Here is a 19769-nt window from a genome sequence, read left to right on the forward strand (position 1 = left end):
ATCTTCTCATTGTGAAGATTTCCTGGGGATAAAAATAAAAAGGGAGGATCACGGATGAGCGAGCAGATACATATTTTGATTAACGGGAAAGACATTGAAGTGGATAAGGGAACATCTGTTCTGGCTGCATCAATGAAGGCCGGAGTGAATCATATGCATCTGTGCGGGGGCCGCGGCCTGTGCTCAACATGCCGAATCCGGATACTGGAGGGGGGAGAACACTTAAGTGAAATGACCACTTTTGAGCGCTTCTCTCTGCGAGGACATCTCTCCTTTTCCTCAAAGGTCCGGCTCGCCTGTCAGGCAAAAATAGAAGGAACGGTCCGTTTGGAAACGATTTTTCCGACCATTGGGAAGCTGGACTTTAAAGGACCTTAGTGTCTAGGTGAGGAAGCATCGCAAGCGGAATGTCTGCCTCCTTTCCGGCCCCGTTGGACTGCACAGGCTGAGGATATCTAAAGGTAAGGTTCTCATAATTTTTGAGGACCACCTCTTCATCGTCCATGTAGAGAAGCGTCTCTTGCGGCAAAATCGCAATCTTTCCTCCGCCCTGCGGAGCATCGATCACATAGTGGGGAACCGCCATGCCGGACGTATGTCCGCGCAGGGCGGCAATGATCTTTAGGCCCTTTTCAACGCGTGTTCGGAAATGGTGCGTTCCCTTGACCAAGTCGGCCTGGTAGATGTAGTACGGCTTTACACGGATGGCGAGAAGCTTCTGCATCAGTCGCTTCATCACTTCCGGATCATCGTTCACCCCTTCCATCAAAACAGTTTGACTCCCAAGCGGGATTCCGGCATCGGCCAGCATCCCACAGGCCCGGGACACCTCTGGGGTAATCTCGTCCGGATGGTTGAAGTGAAGATTCATATAAAGGGGATGGTAGGCCTTCAGCATGCTGCAGAGCTTTTCTGTAATGCGCGACGGCAAGGACCCGGGCACACGGGTCCCGATCCGAAGGATCTCCAGATGCGGGATCGCCCGAAGCGCCTTTAACACACGTTCGAGGAGCATGTCCACAACCATGAGCGGATCGCCGCCGGAAAAGATCACATCACGCACTTCATGATGCTCGGAAAGATAGGCGACCACCTTCTCAAGATTGTCGGGCGTCAGTGTTCCCGGCGAACCGACAAAGCGTTTCCGCGTACAAAACCGGCAATAGATCGGACACTGGTTTGTAATCACCAGGAGAACCCGGTCGGGATAACGATGAACCAAGCCCGGCACAGGACTGTCCTTCTCCTCATACAGGGGATCCTCCGCCTCACATGCCGCATCGGAATTTCCTTCTTCGCTTGTCGGGACCACCTGCTTCCAGATCGCATCTCCCTTCTTTTTGATGCGGCTCAAGACGTAGGGTGTGATCCGCATCGGATATTGGTCCACAATATCCCGGACTTCATTCGCCGGAACACCCAACACCTTCTCAAGGGTTTCAACATCGACAATGCTTTCTTTAAGGTCTTTCTGCCATTGCTCCACAGGGACCACTCCATCATTAAGTCAGCAGTCGTTTCCGACTATCGTATTTCTTATCTAAGGAACCTCTGAATAAGTCATGAATTGTTTTTTCAGGGCAATAATGTCCCGCTTCTGCGTTGTAAATCTTAAAAATAGCAGGCTATGGCTTCGCGAGAACCATCCTCTGCGATTTACGCCTTGAATCGAAACATTCTATCTCCCGAAAAATTCAACCCAGACTTAATCAGAGGTTCCCTAACCATTCAGCATGCCACTATTTTCCTTTCAAGACTGAGACCCATAGGTCGTCTCCAGGTAAGCAAGGATCTTATCTTCGTCGTCAAGGACCCGGTCCTTGTCGACCAGGACCGGCACTAAATACTGCCCGGATACCTCATAGACCTCATGGCGATTTCCCTGCCAGGAAGGAACCTCAATTTTTTCATACTCCAACTCCAGGACCTTCAATCGATCACGGACCATTTTACAATAGAAACAGGATTCTAGATTATAAAGTTTCAAGCCCTTCCTTTCTTGAAGAACACTCTCATTGAAGAAGAAAGTTGTTCCCTTGATGTGGGCGTTCAATTATACCGTAATCCTGTTATAGGGCAGACACCGCACAGGGCGCCATGACAGCATCCACCATCCCATGAATTATTTTCTTCTCAAGTGAACAAACCGTCGCCAGTACCCCGCCGAGGCAGGCCTTCTTTCCCTCAACAAAATAGTAGGGAGACAAACGCACCCGCCCCTCCATCTCAACGAGACACTCTTTTTCAAAATCATAATACTCGACAACAACCTTCTTCCCTTTATGAAAGGCCTGGATAAGATAGGGCGTCCTAGAGAAATTTTCCATCGCCCGATCAATCGCCTTTCGCCACTCCTCCTCTGAAAGATCGTGGCCGATCGAGACCCCTCGGCTTCCCCATGCCAACTCGGAAAACCCGGACGGCTTAATGACAAAGCGACGCTGCTTTTGTGTCGCATCCCCCATCTGTCTAAAATCAGTCACAGGTCGATCTCCGAGTGTTAAGTCCGGGATCACGGCATGTGGAGGGAGGACCGTAGGGTCAATTATCCAGGTTTTTGGAAAAAGCGTCCCCAGAAAGGCATAACACCCTTCCCCCAGATGCCTCTGCCAAAATGTCTTCAGAACCGGGTGATGAAAAAGAGCAAAGAGATTTTTTTCTTCTAATTGTGCCTTCGGGGGTGGCGTCATGATCACACGCTTCTTTTTGGCCGCGTAGAGGATTAACTCCGCCTTCGGGATATTCTTCAGGTCAAAAAGCTCAAAGAAGCGATAGAGGATGTCGATCTGTTTTCTTTTTCCATCAAGGTTCAGCCAAAGCCCTTCTTCGGTAAAAATAATCTCTTCCGGACCAATGACCGCAGTCGAGAGACCACGGGCCCTGAGCGCCTTACCCAGCCAGATCATCTCCGGTCGATAGGCCTCAGATTCCTTCGAAACAACGATGGCCAGAACAAGATCTTTTTTGTTTGAGAGAGAACGGATCATCCGTTCAAAACCCTGGACCATCCCCTCTCGATCTCCAATAAGGGCGCCTTTCCGAATCAGTGAGGCATAGACCGCCACCAGGCCACCTGTCATGCCGATTCCACCCGGAACGGAATCGAGTTCCGTCGCAATCATGCCTTTTTCTGTTTGAATAAGGTCGGGACGGATAATCCCGGGAAGATCCTGTTTGAAGCGATTCATGCCCCCGTATTCAATAACCGCCTCCGGCTTCCCACGGTCCAGATAGCCGGCCACCCAGGAAGGAAGGCGACCATGGGTGCTGTCCAGATAAAGCCGGTTGGCCGCCTCATAAAAGGAAAGGAGATGATTGCCCAGGGACTCCAGGAAGGCCAACTCCTCCGGGGTGATCCAATATGGACCCGAAGCAATACGCCAATGCCGGTTGCCTTCATCCAGAGCAGGATTGGAGCTATCCTCTCCCGGCGAAGGCACACGGTATAAGCCTTCCTGAATCAAACGGGTCCGGATCTCACAGTAGGGCTCGGACAGCAACGGGCCTGATTCAGACAGATCTGCGTTTGTTGACATCAAATAAATAGTTCTCTCTCAAAAATAAATATCTTCACTATACCATTGAAAAAAGAAGCTCCGCAAGTCTGATTTAAAGAGTTACCAAGGGTGAGGATTCCGCTCACGATGCTTAATCACCACAATGGCGAGAAATTTCTTCTCGGCAGAGGTCACGAATGCGAACAATGTCTCTCCAATCCTTTCCACTCGGAAGAATCGGTTTTCCGATGATGACGGTAATACGGTGACGTCGAGGAAGCCATTCTTCTGCCCCAAGGACTTGTCTCGTTCCCCCCAGTGTGATGGGACAGAGCGGAAGGCCCGTCTCGACAGCCGCCTTAAACGCACCCAACCTGAAGGGGAGCAATCTCTCTGCCTTTTGAAAAGTCCCTTCGGGAAAAACCATGATGGAGGAACCGCTCCTGAGGATCTCTTCGATCTTCTCGGTATCTGAAGCACTCCTGGAAAGATCGGCGCGATCGACCGTGAGATGTCCTCCTTTTAAGAGGAAGGTTTTGAGTATAGGAAATTTGAGCAATTCTTGTTTGGCGATAAAATGAATTCCAGCAGGCAAAACCGCCGTCAGAACCCCGGCATCCACATAACTGGCATGATTTGCAACAAAGACCATCGGCCCTTTACTTTCAAGGTGATGTGCCCCCTCTACCACTGGAGTACAACCAAGCAACTTAAACAACAGACGCGCCGCGCCTTTCAGTAGACGATGGACCTGCTTTACGGGAAGTGCCGCAGCCAGGGCCCAAACCGGGACAAGGAGTACTGCCAGGACCAAGCCGACATAAAGTCCATAAAAGCATTGCCCCACCTTATCAATTCCCCTGCCCGTCCATGACCAGAACCACGCGGTAATGAGTCTTACAAACTGAATTTGCGTGGTGCTGCGCGGCTTGCCAAGCTGGTCCATTAAAAATGCCTCGCGACATGCCGATCTGGAGATTTTTCCACTCGATGTTTTCTGGACAGATCCCGGTGAGAGGAGGAGCACCTGGTCCGGGGGGATGCCAATCGCGGCAACGACCCGATTGTTTATCGCGGTAATCAGTTGCAGATGCCTCTCCTTCCCTTTTTCCCGAGTCTCAGCGACCACAACCAGTTTCTCGGTCGAGAGTTTCTTATCAAAGATCCCGAAGGCCGCGACGCATCCTTTTCGAACCTCGGGGACATCTCCCACAACATCCTCTATCTCATGCGGATAGAGATTACGGCCCCCCTTGATGATGACATCCTTTTTCCGGCCGGTGATAAAGAGCTCTCCTTCCGACAAGTAAGCCAAATCTCCGGAAATCAGCCAGTCGCCATGATAGAGGGCAGCGGTCGCCTTTGGGTTCCGATAATATCCCTGTGTGCATGAAGGCCCGCGAAACTCCAACCCTCCCTCGATGCGCTCGCCGACCACCTCACCCTGGTCATCCACAATCCGAATCTGATGGTCCATAATCGGCGTGCCGCAGGAAACAAATTCAAGGAAAGACAGCTCTTTTTCATCTGAAGGGACCGCCTGTCGGTCACGTTCAAAGGCCTCTCTTGATATGCGGTCAATCCTTGGAAGGGCCTCTATTTCCGGAAAGGTCAAGGCCACTGCGGTTTCGGCCAAACCATAAACAGGCGTAAAAGTCTCCGGGCGAAATCCATAAGGCGCAAAACGGCGCGTAAAACGAGCCATTGTTTTCGGACTCACCGGTTCGGCCCCATTCAAGGCCGCCCGCCAGGAACTGAGGTCAAGACCCTTGATATCCTCATCCTTGATTCTCCTGGCACATATTTCGTAAGCAAAGTTGGGTGCGGCTGAGAGCGTCGCCCGATGGCGGTGAATCGCCCAGAGCCATCGCTCTGGGCGATTCAAAAAGGAAAAGGGGGGGAGGATGGTCACCGAAATTCCATGATAAAGACAGAAAAGCCACGAGCCGATCAATCCCATATCATGATAAAGCGGAAGCCAACTGACACCGGAATCGGCCGGAGAAAGACCAAAGGCCGCACCGATACTCTGGATATTTGAAACAAGATTCCGATGGGTCAGGACAACCCCCTTAGGATCACCCGTACTCCCTGATGTGTATTGAATCAAGGCAGGATCATCTTCACTCACAACATGCAGAAATGTGGGGGCCTTTGATTCGGGCCGAAGGGCTGGATCCGGGCGCAACAACTCTTCCGGCATCAAAACATCAAGCAGGGCGCTTAGACGCGGCCTGAGAAGACGCGCCAGGCGTCCAGCCTGCTGAAAAGTGATCAAAAAACGGGCACCGGCATTATCAAGGATTCGACATTGTCGTTCGGCATACTCTTCAATTCGATCCGGCCTGAAGGGCGGGTAAACCGGCACGGCAATGCCGCCGGCGAGAAGGACACCAAAAAAGGATTGAAAAAAAGACAGTTCCGTCGGGAGCATGATCGCCACGGTCTCCCCTTTTTCAAGTCCTCGCGTCATCAGGTTATTGGCAATAACCGTCGCCGATTTGAAAAGTCTCTGGTAAGTAAAGATCTCTTCTTTCCCCTCCTCATGGAAGAGGGTGACATGGGTCCGTTCAGGATTATTCTTAGCTTGCAGTATAAGCGCTTCATTCAGGGTTCGCGCCGAGACGCGCCCGACCCCGGCCTCTCCCATGAGAGGAACACGCTCAGGTAGTGGCTTCACCGCTTTTACCTTCTGCGGCTCTGCACGAAGAATGACCTGCGCCAAATCGCGCGGTGTCTGGGCCCCTGCCATGGCGGTATCGGGAAGGCGCAGAGAAAATCGCTCCTCAATTCGGAGAAGAAGCTCCACCCGCTCCAAACTCCCCAGGCCGAGTTCGCGATCAAAGGAGGCCTTCGGCGAGAGAAAAGCGTTGCTTCGGTTTTCACCCGTCTCGGACAGAAGGGTCCTCACTACCTCCAGAACCACTTCCTCGATCTCGATATAGGATAAATCCAATTCTGTCGTCTTCACCGCTTGGTTTCCAAATGACCCATGACATCATTTTATTCCTCCGGGACTTCGATATCAAGGAAGCCGGGAATTCCTTTTTTCTTCTCGTGGTACCCTTCGATCAGGATTGTGATTTCCCCTTTGAGCTTTCTAGACCCTATTTTCTCAATCACTTCAGTGATGGTTCCATAAATCATCTCTTCATAGATCTTGGTCAACTCCCGCCCAACAGCAACACGACGGTCTCCGAAAATGGAGCTGATCTCCTCGAGAAGGGCACGGATACGATAGGGAGATTCAAAAAAGATGAGGGTTCTTGGGTCTGTTAGCAGGTAAAGGAGGCGTGTGGCACGCTTCCCTTTCTTTCGCGGCAGAAAGCCTTCAAAAGCAAAGCGATCGGTCGGCAAGCCGGAAGCAGAAAGGGCCGCGATCGCGGAACTCGGTCCGGGAATGGGGCTGACACATAACCCTTCCAGGACGGCCGCCTTGATCAGATAATATCCCGGATCAGAGATCGTCGGGGTCCCGGCATCGGACACGATTGCAATGGAATCCCCTTCCTGCATTCGGGAAATAAGCACGGGAGTTTTCGCTTCTTTATTAAAGTCATGGTAACTGGTTAGGAGGGCGTTGATATTATATCGCCTCAGGAGCCTTTGGGTGTGACGGGTATCCTCAGCAGCAATAATCGCAACTTCTCTCAGGATGCGAACGGCCCTGTATGTGATATCTTCCAAGTTTCCTATCGGCGTGGCAACAACGTAAAGGGTTCCAGTCATTTGATAATCAGGATAAGCTTTTTTCGATAAGTGAGCAGAGGATATGCCCAATCAGGATATGTGATTCCTGTATCCGCGCTGTATTTGATGAGGGAACTTTCAGGCATAGATCCGTGATGGACACAAGTCGTCCTCCTTTCTCTCCGGTCAATCCGATGGTCCGGGCGCCCTGGTCCTTCGCCGCCTCAAGCCCCTTCACAACATTGGCTGAATTGCCACTCGTACTGATTCCAAGGACGATGTCGGATGGGCCGGCCCAGGCCCTCACCTGCCTTGAAAATATCGCATCATAGTCGTAGTCATTCGCAATGGCCGTCAGCGTAGAGGTGTTGGTGGTCAACGCAATCGCTGGAAAGGGTTTCCTTTCCAGTTCAAAACGCCCGACCAGTTCCGCGGCAATATGTTGTGCATCTCCCGCACTGCCCCCATTCCCGAAGAGAATCAACTTCCCCCCGGAGGAAATCGAATCACTGATCCATTCGGCGGCCTGAATCAAAGAAGGAATCATCGTCCGGAGCACACCCTGTTTTACGGCAATACTGTCGTGAATCGCCTGTTCCGCGATCTTCTGCGCTTTTTCGAGCCCTTTCATCGTTCTCCCTCCCGGCAAACAATCCAATGCAATCATTTCCCCATGTACTGGCTGACCCCACCAAAGGTTCCAAACCACTTATTTCCCTGGCGATCAATCGCAATAGCATAGACCGAACCAATCCCATCTTTCTGGGTCAGGTTTGCGAACCTCTTTCCATCAAAGCGACTGACCCCGCCATTTGTCCCGATCCATAAAATCCCATTTGAATCAATTTGGAGAGCATGGACCATGTTTCCCGCAAGACCGTCCCGGGTTGTAAAACTCTTCCAGTTCTTCCCATCAAAACGGCTGAGCCCGCCTCCAAGGGTCCCGATCCAAAGGTGATTGTTCGCATCGATGGTCGAAGAAACAACATAGTTCGGATTATACTCCAGGGGCTTGTCGCCCCCCTGGTGATGCCTCGGGGTAAAGGGAAGCGCCTGGGCTTCGGGGGGAACCCCCCTTCCCGTATCGACCCCTACCCCATCCTCATTGCTCCAACTCTTCCAGTTTTTACCGTCGAATCGTGTCACGCCCCCTTCTGTTCCGAACCAAAAGGTCCCTTTTCGGTCAAGGGACAAGGTGTAAACCCACTTATCGATCAGGCCGTCATCGGTCGTATAGGTCTTAAACGACGTTCCATTAAACCGGCTGACCCCTTTCCAGGTTGCCACCCACATCACCTCATCCCGGTCAAAAAGAATCCCATAGACCCATAGATCTCCAAGCCCCGTCTTTTCGGGGAAGGAACGCCATTCTTTTCCATAGACCAAAGGGGAACCGCTTCCATAAGGGGTATACGTGACCCATCTTTTCCCATCAAAACGGCTGAGCCCGCCTCCATACGTCCCGACCCACTTGTCTCCACCAGGACCGATGGTCACCGTATGAATGATATTGGATAAAAGACCATCCCGCGTTGTATAGACCTTCTGATCATCATTGCTCAGGTCATATCTGAGTACACCATTGGCCGTTCCAACCCAAAGGACATCCCCCTCAAAGGCCAGCGAACGGACAATGGAAAAAAGCTGAAAGTGGTTCCAGATCAAGGCGGGCCGATTGGGTTCAGAAAAGGCCTTTAACGGAAACCCGGCTTGCCAGAACAGGCTGATAAAAACCAGGAAAAAGAAACAAGGAAAACGGCTTAAGAATCGAAACAATGCCAAACCCATCCTACTATAAATTGGTTGAAAAACCCCCACCGTTATTTAGGGAACCTCTGAATAAGTCATGATTTTATTTTTCAGGGCAAAAAAGTCCCACTTCTACGTTGCAAATCTTGAAAATAGCGGGCTATTCTCTTCGATTTTCGCCTTGAATCAAGACATTTTGTCTCCTGAAAAATTCAACCCAGACTTAATCAGAGGTTCCCTTAGAGAGGTAATACTTTATCTTCCGAAAAGTCACTTCGGTCGGGATTAATTCTGACGCGTCGCCCTCCTCAGAAATTTCCCAGGCGGTCTGGGATATCCAGTTCCCCTCGGCATCAAATTCGTAGCGATACCGTTTATCTGATTCCACGACGCCGGTGGGGCCAAAGTGTATTTTTCCCGTAGGATGGCCTTCTTTGCCATAACGATAGACTGATTTATAATTAAGAGATAGGCCTTTCTGATTGAGAAGAGGTTTGGATCGGATCAGATAAAAGGATTCCTCAAGCATTCTTCCCGCTCCGTCGTAAGCGTAGGTCCACTTGAAACTATTTCCGGCGAGTGAATGTCTGCGCACTTCCTCTATCAGATTGCCACTGTCATCGTAAAGGTAGACCGATGTGGAAAAGAGCTTTCCATTGGGAAAAACCCGTTTTTCCGTGATCTTCATTGCGGTCTCACGCGTGTAACGCCACTTAAACACGACGGTCCCTTTAAAATCGGTCTCAAGACCCTCTTTGAGTCTCCCCTTTGAATCATGCACAAAAAAAGATTTAAAATTAAGCGCCTCTTCGTTATAGAGTTGGTCCTCCTCAATCCGGTTTCCCTTCAGGTCATAGGTCGTGGAAAGCCAGGGCATTCTCGAACTGGGAACCCACTTTCCGGTCTCATCCTTTGACATCTTCCCGATCTCGACATAGACCGTCTTTACAGGGCCAAAAAGTCCTTCCCGTTCCTTATCTGTTTTTTGTCCGGGAGCGGCATTCAGGAGATCCGGCACGCCATAGAAGGAAAGAAAAAAAAATCCCGCCAAAACCAAGAATAATGGCTTACGCTTCATGGTGCCTCATTATATCATCTTCAAGTCGAGTCACATCAGGATACAGATCCACGAAGGAATCCGGGAAGAGAAAACATCAGGCAGGATTCTGGAATAAGGTCCACATACAACAAGTGGCCGGACCTCTAAAGATGTTGGGAAATACCTCTGCGGATCGATCTACTCTTTCGGCTTGACATGGCAACGGGTGCAGTTTGCAATCGGGAAGGCCACCCGCCCATGGCAACGCCCGCAGAATTCTCCATTCACAATCTTCACCATGGAGATCGGATTTCCGCCCTTTTTCATCATAAAAATCCCCGGATGGCAATTGCTGCAATCCAGCCAGAAGGTATGCGGAAAATGAGGAAAGATGACATTCGGCATCGAACCCACAGCAGGAATCTCAACGTCGAACATGAAAGGAGGGACAGGCGGCTTTGAAAGGTCGAGCGATTCGTGTGGTTGAATGATATTTTCCTTAAAGGCCTTGACCCAATCCTCAACGCCGGTCGCCTCTTTCGGAATATCTTTCATGACAACATGAGGATTGGTATTACTCTCGTTATAGGGTGGTCCCGGGGTCGGAAGCACGGCCGGATCTTCAAACTGCCGCAGTCCGGTAACAGGCGGAGGAGCTTCCAGGGAAAGAGGTTCATCCTTTCCCAACTCCATTTCCTGGGCCTGAACAGGCGCCTTCGCCTGAGCCAGAACAATTTCCTTTTTTACAGGAGAGGGCGCAGGTGAAATGGTTTCACTCTTTGCCTGCCGGGCACATGCGTAAAGGATCGAGAGGGAAAAAAGCACCATCACGAATCCTGTGTAAATACGTTTCTTTCGCCCTTTTTTGCCGGTCATCCGAACCCCTCCCCTCATCTTATATAAAACGGAGCCTCTCTACAAAAAAATCAAATCTCAAGTCGACTACTGCGGAAACCCCTCTAAAGGGCCGGTTACCATCCCCGGCACACCGGAGTGACACCGGGCGCAGACAATCGGCTTCCAGGAAATAGTCCCATTGTGGCATTTGCCACAGTACTGACCGTCAATAATAATTTTCTTCATGTCGATATCGTTGGCGCCGGACCGCATTTCAAATATTGCAGGATGACACACCTTGCACTTGAACTCCGCGCGATGATACCAGTGAGGAAAGACAACCGGAGGCATCCCCCGTTTCTCCGCCTTGCTGTTCAACACCATGTCGCCAAAATAACCTGATACGTGATCGCCGACAAACAGAAACGAAAACAGAAGGACAAATCCAAGTACGATGCCGACCCGAAACTTTTTCATCTTCCCTCCCTATTCTTTCGCCTTTTGCCCCGGATTTTATGTATTTCAGTAATATGCTTGTAGCCGTTTGATTATCATACCCCTTTTATTTTGTCAACATTTTTTTATATAAATCTGGATTTAATCAAGCAGGAATCAGGGCCGAGCAGACAGGGCAAACCTCTTTTTTTCTTGACAAAAACAAAAAAAAACTTATAGTTACCTTGATATTTTCAGGGTGGTTATTAATGTCGTTTCCCCATACATATTAACCTCAATGCCGAGTTGTGCGAGCGAGATGGATACTCAGGATGATATTTAAGAAAATCCATTTTTTTTTCTTACTCGGAACAGTCGGTCTTTTTTTTCTTCTTTCCGCCTCGGCAAAAGGAGGCTCGATCGTTCGCTCCCGTCACGATCTTTCAGCCCTGAACTGGCGTGGCTATCAAAATGAGACCGGACCGATGCAGGGAGGAACCTTCAGCGACTTTCGTGAAACATGCGTCTATTGCCATACCCCCCACAATAGCAGTAGTTTTGCCCCGCTTTGGAATCGAGTACTTCCGACGGAAAGAGAGTATCAGATGTATTCCAGCCCCAACTTTGACTCGACCCTGCCCAAGGCACCCGATGGGATTTCTCTCGCATGTCTTTCCTGTCATGATGGGTCGGTGGCAGTCGATTCCATCCTGAATCCCCCTCGGTTCCATGACATTGTTGAAAGCGGCGTAAAACATCGTATGACCCTGGAAGGAGAGCCGGGATCGGACGGCTGTTCCAAGTGTCATAACCGTGTGGAAGGGGCGTACGGCGGCGTCTCCGGAGCGCATGACGCCACCATCCGTTATTTCACAAAAGACCTTCGTGACGATCATGCCTTTTCAATGACCTTCCCGACGATTGATCTTGATCCGCAGTTCAATCAACCGACGATTCTCAAAACCGACGGGGGAAGAATGTTTGCAAACGGGATACAGACCTTTGAAGGGGACAAAGTTCAATGCGCCTCCTGTCATGACATACATAGTCCGGATGAGAAGAATCTGGAGGGGCGAGACCCTTTTCTCAGGACATCCAACCGCGGAAGTGCGCTCTGCCTGACCTGTCATCAGAAATGAGAAAATTGAGGAGTCTGTCCCTGAAAAACCAAAAAGGTACGTCGAAAGGAAAAGGAATGAAGCAGGTTCTCGTCTTTGGTTTATTTATTTTCATCCTGGGTGGCTGCGGCGCAAAGACACTCCAGAGAGAACCCGATCTCTTCTGGCCGCCCCCGCCTGAGATACCGCGGATAAAATTTATCAGGACGATTTCATCCTCCAGCGACGTTGAGAAGAAAAGCTTTTCAGATCGATTGAAGTCCGTACTCTTCGGAGGAAAATCCGGGGCCGCTCTGGTGAAGCCCTATGCTGTATTCACGACACCGGACGGACGGGTCTATGTTGCGGATTCAGGATGGCGAAAAGTCCTCGTTTTTGATCCGAAAAGGGAACGTTTTTTCATGATCGGAGTCGATGGCCCCGGCGCGTTGGCAGGACCTCTGGGTGTCACCGCGGATGAGAATGGACGGATCTATGTGACCGACTCCGTACTCCGCAAGTGCTTTGTTTACGACGCTGAAGGAAAGTACCTCTTTGACATGGGGGATTTGAACCGATTAGAGCGCCCGGTCGGCGTCGCCGTCAATAATAAGCTGAAGAGAGTTTATATTGCCGACACCCGGAAACATCGGATTTTTGTCTTTGATATGGAAGGGAATTTTCTTTTTGAATTTGGAAAACGGGGCAATAAAGACGGTGAATTCAATTTTCCAGCCAACCTGTTTATTGATACTAAAGGGAAGATCTATATCACCGACATGAATTTCAGGGTCCAGATTTTTGACCCGGAGGGGAAATACCTTTCACAATTTGGCAGTGTTGGAACCGGCTTCGGCCAGTTTTCACTTCCGAAAGGGATCGGCGTCGATTCTCAGGGAAATATCTATGTCGTGGACTCCCGCTTTAACAATGTTCAGATCTTTCGTCCGGATGGAAGACTCCTCCTCTTTTTCGGTGAATTCGGGGGAGAAAAGGGCCAGTTCTGGCTGCCCGCAGGCTTGACAATTGACAAAGAAGACCGGATTTATGTTGCAGATCAGTATAACCACCGCATTGATGTCTTTCAATATATCGGGCCAAAAGAGAGTCACGAAAGACCTGCAGACCAGAAACAGATGCCTCAGGACAAAGAAGGGAATTTCCGTCTGACCGACGAGAGACCGAAAGATGCAAACAAGAAAGAGTAATGAATGGAAGGGAGTCCTTGATGGAATCACCGGCCAGTTCTAAGCCCGGTACAGGAAAAAGATTGAAGGCCTTATTAAGGCCCTTTTTCCTTATCCTCCTGGTCGTCACGGCAGGATTGGTGTTCTTTCGGGTCAATGCCTCTGCACTGGAAGATGTCCGGCATTCAAAGCATAACCTGGCCGTCAACCCTGACATCCTCGCCGGGGAAGGAAACGATTCCAAACCGGGCGACCTGACCTCCTTACGAGGTGCGCGCAACCCTGAAATCCGGGGGGTTGAGGGCGACATTCGCCTCAACGAAGAGATCTGCATCTTCTGCCACACGCCGCATGGAGGTCGGAGCAACGTCGGGGGGGCCGTCGGTCACGCCCCGCTTTGGAACCGACGTCTTTCCAATCCGATGAATTTCACGCCCTATACCAGCCCCAACTATGATGCGCAAGACCGTCTGGGCGCACCAGGACGTCCCAAGGGGGTTTCCCTGGCCTGTCTTTCATGTCATGACGGCGCCGTCGCTTTCGATGCGCTGATCAACAGCTCAGGATCCGGCGGTTTTTTTCAGAGCAATAAATTTGGGTCCGGGCCGGGAGGGAGCATCGGCATGGATTTCTCGGGACCTGCGGTTGACGCGGCAAACAGCTTCCGGGAAGGAAGAAGAGACGGGACGGCGGGCGGGTTTATCTTCTTTGATGCCTTTGGCGGCGGACCGGTCTTCTCTCTCGGATCAGAGCCCTTTCCCAACCTGGGTCTCGACCTCCAGGATGACCATCCGATCAGCATCGAGATCCCGCGAACCGATCCCCAGTTTAGTGAGATCTTAACCAATATCACAACAAAAGGGGGGCGCGTCCCCGGCAGCGGCAGCGTGATGTGGATAGACCGAAACCCAAACGGCGCCTTTCTTCCCCTCGATAAGCGTGATCGGATCAGGGCTTATGCCTCAGATCCAAGTCGACCTGACGCCCCTTATATCGAGTGCGCATCCTGCCACAACCCGCATGATGCAAGCCGTCCGGGCGGACAACCGGCCCTGTCCGAACCGGTAAATGCTCGGACCATTAATAACAGCCTCTTCCTCCGGATGGCGTCAATGCCGGGTGCCAACCCGCAAGACCGGAATGAGAGGAGTCTGGTTTGTTTGAGCTGCCATAAGAAGTGAGATGATGAGCCAATGGATACTCAAATTTTTAAAGGGTGGGGTCTTACTCCTCCTTCTGTGTTTTGTGACGGAGGCCCATTCCTTAGAAGGACGCGTCTGGGCGGAGGTCAACAAGATTCCGATCACAGAAGAAGCCGTCAATGAGGCGACTCGGGGCTATCTCGCCCAAATCGGGCACAGCAGACTTTCGCCCGCCAGGATGCTGGACCTCAAAAGAAAAATGCTGAAGGGGTTAATTGAGGAAGAACTCCTCTACCAGGAGGGGTTAAAAAAAGACTGGGTTATCTCTGAAAAAGAACTCGAAGCTGAAGTTAAACGGATCCGTGATCGCTTCCCTTCAGAAGCCGAATTTTTGGCCGCGATCAAGATAAAAGATCTCAGCCTCAAGGATCTCAGGAAGGGAGTCCAACGCTTTGTTTTGATCCGGAAGATACGGGAGTCCATCTCCCAACTGCCCGATGGCGCACAACAGGAAAGGCTCCAGCAGATCACTGAAAACTCCGCCATCAGGATCCATGAAGAATAGCTTAAATACGTGGCCCGACTGCAATTAACGGATCGGCCCGGAGTGTGCTGGCACCCGCCGCGGGCAGGCAAAGAATGAGGGGGAAGATTGCTCCATTTTGGGAAGAGGACTTATTTTGCGTCCAGAATATTATCACTGTTCTTTCTTTTGCAGATGCTTGTCATCTTCCCTGCTCGCGTTGAAGGGCGGATGATCAATCTGGGGGGTTCTCTTGATTTCAGTTATGGACATATCCGAAGCCATCAGAACGAACGGAGGGATGAAACTACTTTTATCCAGCAGCGTTACAACCTTCACAACTTCGGTGAAATCTTCGATCCGCGTATTGGCACCTTTCTCATCAACGGAACCTTCTTGACCCAGAACTCTAAAACAAACCGGTCCGGAATAAATCAGGACTTCGAATTCAAAGATTACTCCTTCGCACTCAATCTCATTCCCTACATTTCCCCCTTCAGCATTTACTACCAACGGGTCAACCGCGCAAATGATATCGCCGTTCCAGATCCTGTTATTGTCGGAAAACAAAACCCGCTTACCGTGAAAGACCGTGTGACGACGATTGGAGGAAACTGGTCGCTTTCCGTCCCACGGCTCCCAAGAGTTTCACTCTCCTATAATCAATCCAAGCTGGAGTCGATAGATGATTCAAGGCGTCTTCCAAACACCCTCAGCCGCTTCTTCAATCTGGAATCGAGCGGCCGGGTCAGGGAGACCACCGTGGTCGCCCGCTATCAATTCAACACAACAGACGTTGCCCGACTGGGTGGCGTGGTGCAAAAGGTCACGGGAAATGCTTTCAACCTGTCGACCGCAAGCCGGCTCTCCTCCAAGCTCTTCCTGAATACCTATTCCCGCATTGCCAATAGAGGAGGAGGAAACGCCACGGGTGTCACATTCGCCCAGGAACGTGGTCTTGGGGCTTCCGTCTTTTATACGCCCAGTGTCTTATGGGATACTCATGCGCGAATCGACTACTCCGAGACCCCGGGTGGAGCAAATGCGACCGATTTAAAACGCATCACAGCCTTCTGGAGCGGGTCTTATCGTCCTGCCAACGAACTCGACATGGTTATGAGTGCCCGGTACTTTCAATTCGATGTGGCCGATGCCCGGACCACCTCGCCCTATCTCGACTACCATATTAACTACCGACCTTTTTTCGGTTTTTCGACAGGCTATGGATCCTCTATCGGAAACACAACAACCCGTGGCAGCGGATCTGAAATCAATACCCTCTTCCACCGCCACCGTGCCTTCGTTAATTACACCCGCTCTCTTGAGATTCTTCGATTCACCTCCAGTTACGCGGCCAGTTACGGGGTCTCGGATACGAAACAAAAAGGCCCTGGACGACCGGCATCTGAGCGATCGACGGATCTGATGAACACTCTCAGCGTGGGCGTTGAGAACACACGTATCCGCATCGTTCATGTTGCACTGGCCTACACCTTCAACCACGTTGAACGCCGCAGCCGAACCGTTCAGGACCTTGAGGATCAGAGATCACATGTGATTCAAGCCAACGCAGACAGCAGTTATTTCAGAGGAATTTTACTGGAAGATGACCGCCTCCAGTTGCAGTCCACGGCAAGCCTGACTCAAATCGATGGTTTTGGCCCCAGAGGAATAACCCTTCTTCTGGACGGCCGGGGAACCTATTACTTTCTTGGCGGCGGCATGGCCTCTCTGGGCTGGACACATCAGGACTATCCTGGCGGTTTCTTTTTGGAAACCGATGTCTTTTCTGAAGAGATCCGATGGACCTCCAGGTATGGAAATGCCTCGATCACGCTGGGTCTCCGTGGAAGCCAGACACGCGGTCCGGACGGTCGCTCCCTGGATCGAGACACTTTTGCTTCAACAAACACGATTGCCTACCGAATCGGAAAATTCAGGTTTAACCTTGACCATCGATGGTCGACAGACCGCTCCTCCGGTATCGAGTATGGCAGCCAATCCATCTTTGCACGCGCCTCAAGGTCATTTTAATGCTCCGAGACTTGTTCCGATACGCTATTGTAGGGATGACGCTTTTCAGCCTTTCCGCCTGTGCGGCTGCACCCGTCAAGGTAGAAGCCCCTCTTTTCTGGCCGGACCCGCCCGATCCCCCAAAGATAAAGTACCTGAAGAGCCTATCGGAACCGAAAGATATCGGCGTCAACCAGTCCTGGTTCAAAAGAGTCCTTCGCTTTATTTTCGGAAAGGGACGCACTTCCTACATCATCCGCCCCTCAGGCATTGCCGTGGATGATCATGGCGGCGTCTATATCGCCGACACAGGCCTACAGGTTGTCCACCATTTTGACCAGACTGAGAACAAGTACCGTCAGTTCTTCAGGATCTCTCCAAGGCTGCGCCTGCAAAACCCGATCGGCGTGGCCCTCGATGGATCCAACCACGTTTATGTCTCCGATGCGGACCTGAACCGCGTCTTTGTTTTTGACCCGAAGGGAAAGTTGGCCCGGGTCATCGGGAACGATGAAGAGATTAAAAGGATCTCCGGCATCGCAATCGACAGGATGCAGGAACGACTTTATGTGGTCGATACCATGGGGCACCGCCTGCTTGTCTATAGCCTCTCAGGAGAAAAAACAGGCGTCATCGGAAAGCGCGGCATCCAGGATGGAGAATTTAATTTCCCAACCTATGCCACGGTCGATTCAGAAGGCCGTCTCTATGTGTCCGACTCCCTTAACTTCAGGGTTCAGGTCTTCGACCGGGACGGGAATTACCAGTCACAAATGGGCTCACTCGGGAACAGACTCGGTCAATTTTCCCGGCCAAAAGGGGTCGCAGTCGATCAGGAACAAAATATTTACGTGGTCGATTCCCTTTTCGACACAATTCAGATATTTAATCCTTCAGGGGAATTGCTCCTCCATTTTGGAAAAACAGGGGTCGAACGGGGCACATTCTGGCTACCCGCAGGGATTGCGGTTGATCCGCAGGGACGTATCTATGTGGCCGATACCTACAATAAACGAGTTCAGATTTTTCAACTGCTAAGGGAAGAGGAGATCCCGGCAGGCTAGGCGTTTGTCTCCAGGGAGTAATCCAATGAAGAAAATCTTTTCTTTTTGGAATATTATTTTCATACTTTTCATTGTCACTCTGGCCGGATGTGGCGGGGAAGACTCCGCTCCTGCAGTCCAAGAAACAACCAATACGGGACAACCCGAATCAGGAGGAGGTCTTGTCGCGGACATCCCCAAAACCCTGACGATCGCAAAAACAGGGCCGGGGACCGGTACCATTGTTTTTTCTCCTTCAACTTTGGATATACGTGATTGTGCTACCCTCTGTTCAGGTGTTTCAATCAATGGTTTAAATGCATGGGTTCCCATCGCAACACCCCCAACAGTAGAAACGTTATCAGAGCGTTATGCCCACACTGCCGTCTGGACCGAGACAGAGATGATTGTCTGGGGGGGGTGGGTCGGCGATTTCAGTAACACCGGCGCGAAGTATAGCCCCGCAACAAATCAGTGGACCCAGATCGCAATTCCTCCATCCGATGTTATTTCAGCGCGTGACCGGCATTCTGCCGTCTGGACAGGGACGGAGATGATTATCTGGGGGGGAAGGGAAGGGAGTTCCGGTTCAAGCACCGAGGCCGTGGGTGATCAAGGTTCAAACACGGGGGCAAAGTATAATCCTGCAACCGACACCTGGACGACAATCACACCTCCGCCACCCTCTATTCTTGAAGCACGTATGGGACACACTGCCGTCTGGACGGGCTTGGAAATGATCATCTGGGGGGGATTTGAATTCGGACCGAATGCCCCGGTGAACACCGGCGCAAAGTACAACCCTGCAACCGACACCTGGACGCCGATCCTCACTCCTCCACCCCTCCTCTTTTTTACGGGGCGTGAGCGGCATTCTGCTGTCTGGACCGGGACGGAGATGATCATTTGGGGGGGACTCGGAGACGCTCCGATAGGCTTCCCCCCTACAAACAACTTTCCGACCAGTGATACGTTCAATAATGGGGCAAAGTACAATCCTACAAGCAATATTTGGAGAACGATTGCCACGCCGCCATCCAATATTATGGGAAAGCGTCGCCTCCATTCCGCCGCCTGGAACGGGACTGAAATGATCATCTGGGGAGGATTTGAACTCGGGGCGGTTGAAGTAAAGACCGGCGCAAAATATAATCCTGCGACCGACACCTCTCCCTCTCTATGGGAACCTATTCTTGCCCCCTCGAGTTTTTCAGAACGGGGTTGGCATTCTGCCGTCTGGACAGGAACAGAAATGCTCCTCTGGGGAGGGGTTGACCGTTTAAATCAACTCTTCAACGATGGCAGTGGTTTTAGAGGGGGTGAACTCATTACGCTCACTGCCACAGCAGATCCGGGTTCAATGTTTGATCGTTGGTCTGGGTTTGGGCCTTGCGAGATAATCACTGGACCTTGTGAGATAAATGTGGATGGCGACCAATTCATAACAGCAACTTTTATCGAGGTACCCTAAGGAACATAGAACTTGACCTGTCATCTCCTGTTCTTTACTCTTTGCG

General features: G+C 51.1%; 18 protein-coding genes. 8 read left to right on the top strand and 10 right to left on the bottom strand.

All coding sequences use genetic code 11. The features are described from left to right. The first annotated feature begins 54 nt into the window (after positions 1-54). Positions 55-378, top strand: a complete 324-nt coding sequence (locus EYQ01_10560) for a (2Fe-2S)-binding protein (GenBank protein HIE66227.1) — start codon at positions 55-57, stop codon at positions 376-378. On the opposite strand, the gene EYQ01_10565 is transcribed toward EYQ01_10560, so the two are convergent. The 10 genes from EYQ01_10565 to EYQ01_10610 all read right to left on the bottom strand — a co-directional run bounded on the left by EYQ01_10565 (position 365) and on the right by EYQ01_10610 (position 11289). Further along, on the bottom strand, positions 365-1486 hold the full coding sequence (locus EYQ01_10565; GenBank protein ID HIE66228.1) for a KamA family radical SAM protein: 1122 nt from the start codon (positions 1484-1486) through the stop codon (positions 365-367). The two genes, EYQ01_10560 and EYQ01_10565, sit on opposite strands and share 14 nt — an antisense overlap. Before the next feature lie 264 nt (positions 1487-1750). Next, positions 1751-1987 carry a glutaredoxin gene (locus tag EYQ01_10570; GenBank protein HIE66229.1) on the bottom strand — a complete coding sequence of 79 codons (237 nt, stop codon included), beginning with the start codon at positions 1985-1987 and terminating at the stop codon, positions 1751-1753. Between the two features lie 82 nt (positions 1988-2069). After that, positions 2070-3536 (bottom strand): hypothetical protein, encoded by a 1467-nt coding sequence (locus tag EYQ01_10575; GenBank protein HIE66230.1) that lies wholly within the window; start codon positions 3534-3536, stop codon positions 2070-2072. A gap of 112 nt (positions 3537-3648) precedes the next feature. After that, positions 3649-6468, bottom strand: a complete 2820-nt coding sequence (locus EYQ01_10580; protein ID HIE66231.1) for an acyl-CoA synthetase — start codon at positions 6466-6468, stop codon at positions 3649-3651. Positions 6469-6500: 32 nt separating this feature from the next. Further along, positions 6501-7226, bottom strand: coding sequence for a 16S rRNA (cytidine(1402)-2'-O)-methyltransferase (gene rsmI / locus EYQ01_10585; protein HIE66232.1), 726 nt, complete (start codon positions 7224-7226; stop codon positions 6501-6503). A 7-nt stretch (positions 7227-7233) separates the two neighbouring features. After that, positions 7234-7734 (bottom strand): SIS domain-containing protein, encoded by a 501-nt coding sequence (locus tag EYQ01_10590; GenBank protein HIE66233.1) that lies wholly within the window; start codon positions 7732-7734, stop codon positions 7234-7236. A 116-nt stretch (positions 7735-7850) separates the two neighbouring features. Then, positions 7851-8975, bottom strand: a complete 1125-nt coding sequence (locus EYQ01_10595) for a hypothetical protein (GenBank protein HIE66234.1) — start codon at positions 8973-8975, stop codon at positions 7851-7853. A gap of 184 nt (positions 8976-9159) precedes the next feature. Beyond that, positions 9160-10014, bottom strand: a complete 855-nt coding sequence (locus EYQ01_10600) for a hypothetical protein (GenBank protein HIE66235.1) — start codon at positions 10012-10014, stop codon at positions 9160-9162. A 159-nt stretch (positions 10015-10173) separates the two neighbouring features. Then, positions 10174-10803 carry a hypothetical protein gene (locus tag EYQ01_10605; GenBank protein HIE66236.1) on the bottom strand — a complete coding sequence of 210 codons (630 nt, stop codon included), beginning with the start codon at positions 10801-10803 and terminating at the stop codon, positions 10174-10176. Positions 10804-10917: 114 nt separating this feature from the next. Beyond that, the gene (locus EYQ01_10610; protein ID HIE66237.1) at positions 10918-11289 is read right to left on the bottom strand and encodes a hypothetical protein; all 372 of its coding nucleotides are present in this window, start codon (positions 11287-11289) and stop codon (positions 10918-10920) included. 290 nt (positions 11290-11579) lie between these two features. Here EYQ01_10610 and EYQ01_10615 point away from each other — a divergent pair, with 290 nt between their 5' ends. From EYQ01_10615 to EYQ01_10645, 7 genes are all read left to right on the top strand, one after another. Continuing rightward, on the top strand, positions 11580-12386 hold the full coding sequence (locus EYQ01_10615) for a hypothetical protein (protein ID HIE66238.1): 807 nt from the start codon (positions 11580-11582) through the stop codon (positions 12384-12386). After that, positions 12383-13552, top strand: coding sequence for a 6-bladed beta-propeller (locus EYQ01_10620; GenBank protein HIE66239.1), 1170 nt, complete (start codon positions 12383-12385; stop codon positions 13550-13552). Before EYQ01_10615 ends, EYQ01_10620 begins: the two co-directional genes overlap by 4 nt. Positions 13553-13572: 20 nt before the next feature. Then, positions 13573-14712: a hypothetical protein gene (locus EYQ01_10625; protein ID HIE66240.1), complete on the top strand. Its 1140-nt coding sequence runs from the start codon at positions 13573-13575 to the stop codon at positions 14710-14712. A gap of 1 nt (position 14713) precedes the next feature. Beyond that, positions 14714-15238 (top strand): hypothetical protein, encoded by a 525-nt coding sequence (locus EYQ01_10630; GenBank protein HIE66241.1) that lies wholly within the window; start codon positions 14714-14716, stop codon positions 15236-15238. 153 nt (positions 15239-15391) lie between these two features. After that, on the top strand, positions 15392-17230 hold the full coding sequence (locus EYQ01_10635) for a hypothetical protein (protein HIE66242.1): 1839 nt from the start codon (positions 15392-15394) through the stop codon (positions 17228-17230). Continuing rightward, on the top strand, positions 17155-18273 hold the full coding sequence (locus tag EYQ01_10640; GenBank protein HIE66243.1) for a 6-bladed beta-propeller: 1119 nt from the start codon (positions 17155-17157) through the stop codon (positions 18271-18273). The genes EYQ01_10635 and EYQ01_10640 overlap by 76 nt, the downstream gene beginning before the upstream one ends. Before the next feature lie 25 nt (positions 18274-18298). Then, complete coding sequence (locus tag EYQ01_10645) at positions 18299-19723, top strand: hypothetical protein (protein ID HIE66244.1); 1425 nt, start codon at positions 18299-18301, stop codon at positions 19721-19723. Positions 19724-19769 lie beyond the last annotated feature (46 nt).

It is taken from the genome of Candidatus Manganitrophaceae bacterium (assembly GCA_012960925.1).
Classification (GTDB): Bacteria; Nitrospirota; Nitrospiria; order SBBL01; family JAADHI01; genus DUAG01.

Bases quoted from the DNA above. Each gene is read 5' to 3' on its own strand.
- EYQ01_10590 (HIE66233.1), bottom strand. From the start codon at position 7,734: ATGATTCCTTCTTTGATTCAGGCCGCCGAATGGATCAGTGATTCGATT.
- EYQ01_10595 (HIE66234.1), bottom strand. From the start codon at position 8,975: ATGGGTTTGGCATTGTTTCGATTCTTAAGCCGTTTTCCTTGTTTCTTT.
- rsmI (HIE66232.1), bottom strand. From the start codon at position 7,226: ATGACTGGAACCCTTTACGTTGTTGCCACGCCGATAGGAAACTTGGAA.
- EYQ01_10575 (HIE66230.1), bottom strand. From the start codon at position 3,536: ATGTCAACAAACGCAGATCTGTCTGAATCAGGCCCGTTGCTGTCCGAG.
- EYQ01_10645 (HIE66244.1), top strand. From the start codon at position 18,299: ATGAAGAAAATCTTTTCTTTTTGGAATATTATTTTCATACTTTTCATT.
- EYQ01_10615 (HIE66238.1), top strand. From the start codon at position 11,580: ATGATATTTAAGAAAATCCATTTTTTTTTCTTACTCGGAACAGTCGGT.
- EYQ01_10625 (HIE66240.1), top strand. From the start codon at position 13,573: ATGGAATCACCGGCCAGTTCTAAGCCCGGTACAGGAAAAAGATTGAAG.
- EYQ01_10600 (HIE66235.1), bottom strand. From the start codon at position 10,014: ATGAAGCGTAAGCCATTATTCTTGGTTTTGGCGGGATTTTTTTTTCTT.
- EYQ01_10635 (HIE66242.1), top strand. From the start codon at position 15,392: ATGCTTGTCATCTTCCCTGCTCGCGTTGAAGGGCGGATGATCAATCTG.
- EYQ01_10620 (HIE66239.1), top strand. From the start codon at position 12,383: ATGAGAAAATTGAGGAGTCTGTCCCTGAAAAACCAAAAAGGTACGTCG.
- EYQ01_10605 (HIE66236.1), bottom strand. From the start codon at position 10,803: ATGGTGCTTTTTTCCCTCTCGATCCTTTACGCATGTGCCCGGCAGGCA.
- EYQ01_10560 (HIE66227.1), top strand. From the start codon at position 55: ATGAGCGAGCAGATACATATTTTGATTAACGGGAAAGACATTGAAGTG.
- EYQ01_10630 (HIE66241.1), top strand. From the start codon at position 14,714: ATGATGAGCCAATGGATACTCAAATTTTTAAAGGGTGGGGTCTTACTC.
- EYQ01_10640 (HIE66243.1), top strand. From the start codon at position 17,155: ATGGTCGACAGACCGCTCCTCCGGTATCGAGTATGGCAGCCAATCCAT.
- EYQ01_10610 (HIE66237.1), bottom strand. From the start codon at position 11,289: ATGAAAAAGTTTCGGGTCGGCATCGTACTTGGATTTGTCCTTCTGTTT.